Genomic DNA, 3,765 nt, shown 5'->3' on the forward strand with positions numbered 1-3,765 from the left:
TCATTTCGACCGGCTCACAATAACTGCAAATGAAATTTTCCGCTTAAACCAATCTATTGGATTGTATGGGTATACCCAAAACAGACAGGACAATGAGACAATAACACCGCCTCATAAGGGTTTAAACCAGATTTTCGAGACGCACTACATTCGGCATCTAGATCCAAACGAGACGATTTTTTCATTTGCAGTTAATTTGAGCCCGTAACGATGGAATGCAAGCCCGGCAAGCTGATTGCAAGCTCATTATCACTTAGCGTGAGCCCGGGAGGGTTTTCATTGTCACTTAGCGTGAGCCGAAAATCGCGCTGATTGCGAGCCCACGTAATTTCAAACGCGAGCCCTTACAGTTAGTGAATGTTATTGTTGTCATCGTACAGGGATGGCATGCCTTCGGGACGTGTTTTAAAACGACGGTGTAGCCACATGTACTGGTCTGGTGCCTGCATAATCTCCCGTTCAACCACCTTGTTCATAAATGCTGCCGCTTCGACTTCATCGTTTTTTGGAAAACCTTCCACCGCTGGCTGGATCATCAGCTCATAACCTTTTCCATCCGGCAATCTACGGGGAGTAAAAGGGAGCAGGGCTGGGTCGGACAAACGGACAAGAATCGAAGTACCCGTCGTTGTTGCGGCGTGTTCAACTGCGAATAATGGGGCGAATACGCTTTTACGTGGGCCATAATCATGGTCTGGCGCATACCAAACCATTTCACCATTTTTCAGACAACGGATCATGCCCTTCACATCTTTTCTGTCCAGCATATATTTATTGGAACGCAGTCGTCCCCAAGTTTGCAGCCAATCCATGACGGGATTGTCATTTGGGCGATAAACACCGATCCCCGGATTTAGCAGACCCAGGATACGTGCACCCAATTCCAGTGTTAGAAAATGGATCCCAATAACAATGAATCCCTGATTACTGGACAGCACTTTTTGGAGATTTTCTTCTCCTGTGATTTTGAACCAACGCTTGATTCTCCAGTCAGGCCAAAACCATGCTATGCCAGTTTCAAACAACCCCATACCAACAGACTCAAAATTTCTGACTAGTAATTCATTCCGTTTTTCTGGTGACATATCAGGGAAACAGAGAGCTAAATTGCGTTCAGCGATTTTGGCTCGTTTTTTCAAAAAGCGCTGTGAAAGCCGGCCAAGCCGGGTTCCTATCCAGTAAATCACCGGATAAGGGAGTAAAACCAGTAAATAAAGTATCCCGATACCTAGCCAAGTCAGCCAATAACGGGGGTGTAAAAATGAACGTTGAAAAGATGGTGCTTGTATCATGTGTTTTCAGTGTGTTAAGGATAACATTTAACTAAAAGCCGGACTCGTCAGGCTCCAAGAAGTAATATCGGTGTATTGTGACATTTTTTAGTGAAATATCGAAATATTGAGACATTAAATGCTTAATTGTTGATAAATCAAGCGCCATATCCACTATCGGGTAATGCTGCGCCAGGCCATGATTATGATATTCCTGCGCATTATATTCAAATGCTGTTTTACATCTGTTGGACACGAGTTGGGCGTTGAAATGATGAGCAAGCACTAATTACTATCAGAATAGCAACGTTAAAAATCACTACTCGCTAAAGGCCATTTTCGTTATGATATCCGGCTATCAATGGGATAGCCATTGAAGTTTTGATTCTTTTATTACCGAAATTCAGGAAAGTACACCATGTCTGTCTTTTAAGGCTCCATCCGTGGAACCTTGTCTTATTCGATTGGAATAAAAATCCCTTTAAATCAATTGAATAAAAAGTAACGCAAAGCAACTATAAGAAACCCGCAATCATGCAAGTGTGGACACTTTGAGGTCACTATAACTGCTTAAAATGGTTATATATCTATACCACCTTTCAGTGGATTAAGAGTAATAGCAAACTGCATATAGTCAGGCGAAAGATGAGCATAAGTCATAGTTTGCTGAATATTTGCATGACCAAGGATCTGCTGTAATGCAACGATATTTCCACCATTCATCATAAAGTGACTAGCGAATGTATGACGCAAAACATGAGTTGCTTGACCATGAGGTAAATCAGGTTTTATAACCCTCATTTTTGCTCTGAAGGTATTGTATATAACCTTAAACAGTAGCCCGGACGTTTTAGTTTTCAAGAGTTTTTCCAGTTCATCAGAAATAGGGACGGTGCGTGATTTTCCGTTTTTAGTTTCAAGGAACGTAACACGACCATTTATCACCTGTTCACTCTTTAACGTTGCAGCTTCTGACCATCTGGCACCTGTGCTTAAGCAAAGCAATGCTACTAACTTATAATCTCCTGATAATGCACCGAGTAGATACTTGATTTCCTTATGACTTAAAAAGGTCATTTCTGCCCGCTTTTCTTTCAGTGTCGGCAATCCTTTGATCGGATTATCGCTATTGAAGAATTCGAATTTCTGCAAGGCGGACAGCATGCCGGATAATCGATATAAATCACGATTAATTGTTGCGGCGCTGACGTTGTTTTTAAGTCTCTCCCCCCGATATTCCAGCAAGCAAAGTTTATTAAGGCGATTTATCGCAGGATTACCTAAATCGGCAATCGTGTTTTTGAGTTGCCGGTGCTCTATTTTTGCGTTTTTAAGTGTAACGCCGTGATAGATCCACCATAATTCAAGCAACTCATATAAAGTTCGCCTGTCTGATGCTCTCCCAAAACTTTCAGCATTGGCTTGTGTATAACGTTCAAAAGCGATCGCTTCTGTTTTCTTATCGAATTTTCTCCTGATCCGTTTTCCATTCCGGCCACGAGGTCTAATGTCCACTAGGTAACGACCATCATCGAGCTTCTTAATTGGCATAGTGAAGCCCTCCGATGTAACAAATTGATTGTGTTTCTATCCAGTCAAGAAAATCCTCATGCAGTGTTAGCCAGTTTTCCGGTCTGAGCGGTGTAACATTTTGGTTTCTGCACCATCAGGGGAGAGAGTTGGGCTAATTTGACCAGACTCAGGAGCAGTCTTGTCGGTCATTAGCCACAAGGTGTATTTTTCAAAATTCGGATGGTTAGTTATTTGAAGAACTGTACTTAATCCGGGGGCAGTATGTTCCCCCTCATAGTTCTTGAGGGTGCTTAAGGCAATGCCTGTTAGTTCACTAAACTTTATTTGTGTTAGCCCTTCGGCTTTGCGTATGGCTCGAATTTTTTGAGACATATTCATAGTTGACAGGTTCCATCTCTAAGACTAAAATCCCCGTAAGGTTCCACAATTAAGACCTTTTCGGGCGTGAAAACACTTAGAGTTACCCATCGAAGCAACTCTAAGCGTTTGAACCAGACAGGTTAGCAAATGAGCCTGAAAAATACGAGGTTCCTAATTGACCACTATTTTAATTATAGAAAGGAAAGTGAAAAGTGATTGAAAAAAACCAAAACGGGTACATGCAGGTTTACTACCCAGTCGATGCTGTCCCTTATCAGAAGTTTGCTGACTTAATAGGTAAAACACATGCTGCTGTTAAGGGGATGGTTGAAAAGAGTAAGTTGCCAATTATTCCGTGGCAGAATCCTGATGTGAAAGAACAGGATGGTATGGTTGTGAAAACCCGTGGTGAAAACTGGGTTTATATACCTGAATTCAATAGAGCGATGCGTGATGCTTATTTGAATCGTCCAAAAGAGGTTCGTGACGCTTGGTTATTGTGGATTGGGTTGTAACGAGGTCAGAAAATGCAAAAACTTCTACCAACACCAGAGGAATTAAGTAAAGGACGAATCAAATTCGGCACGTTATTAGTTCGCCC

4 protein-coding genes are annotated in these 3,765 nt (G+C 42.0%); 1 reads left to right on the forward strand and 3 read right to left on the reverse strand.

Features of this window, described 5'->3' with window-relative positions; all coding sequences use genetic code 11:
- Positions 1–350 precede the first annotated feature (350 nt).
- From NXS07_RS18915 to NXS07_RS18925, 3 genes are all read right to left on the reverse strand, one after another.
- Positions 351–1,292: a Kdo(2)-lipid IV(A) acyltransferase gene (locus tag NXS07_RS18915; RefSeq protein ID WP_038197372.1), complete on the reverse strand. Its 942-nt coding sequence runs from the start codon at positions 1,290–1,292 to the stop codon at positions 351–353.
- Positions 1,293–1,850: 558 nt separating this feature from the next.
- The gene (locus NXS07_RS18920; protein WP_258087397.1) at positions 1,851–2,822 is read right to left on the reverse strand and encodes a phage integrase; all 972 of its coding nucleotides are present in this window, start codon (positions 2,820–2,822) and stop codon (positions 1,851–1,853) included.
- A 66-nt stretch (positions 2,823–2,888) separates the two neighbouring features.
- On the reverse strand, positions 2,889–3,182 hold the full coding sequence (locus NXS07_RS18925) for a helix-turn-helix domain-containing protein (protein WP_258087398.1): 294 nt from the start codon (positions 3,180–3,182) through the stop codon (positions 2,889–2,891).
- A 194-nt stretch (positions 3,183–3,376) separates the two neighbouring features.
- On the opposite strand from NXS07_RS18925, the gene NXS07_RS18930 reads away from it, so the two are divergent.
- Positions 3,377–3,679, forward strand: a complete 303-nt coding sequence (locus NXS07_RS18930; protein WP_434473996.1) for a Cox family DNA-binding protein — start codon at positions 3,377–3,379, stop codon at positions 3,677–3,679.
- Positions 3,680–3,765: the final 86 nt, after the last annotated feature.

It is taken from the genome of Xenorhabdus bovienii, assembly GCF_024721015.1.
In the GTDB taxonomy this organism is placed as follows: domain Bacteria; phylum Pseudomonadota; class Gammaproteobacteria; order Enterobacterales; family Enterobacteriaceae; genus Xenorhabdus; species Xenorhabdus bovienii.

Excerpts from the sequence above, each read along its gene's own strand:
- NXS07_RS18925 (WP_258087398.1), bottom strand. The coding sequence starts at position 3,182 with ATGAATATGTCTCAAAAAATTCGAGCCATACGCAAAGCCGAAGGGCTA.
- NXS07_RS18920 (WP_258087397.1), bottom strand. The coding sequence starts at position 2,822 with ATGCCAATTAAGAAGCTCGATGATGGTCGTTACCTAGTGGACATTAGA.
- NXS07_RS18915 (WP_038197372.1), bottom strand. The coding sequence starts at position 1,292 with ATGATACAAGCACCATCTTTTCAACGTTCATTTTTACACCCCCGTTAT.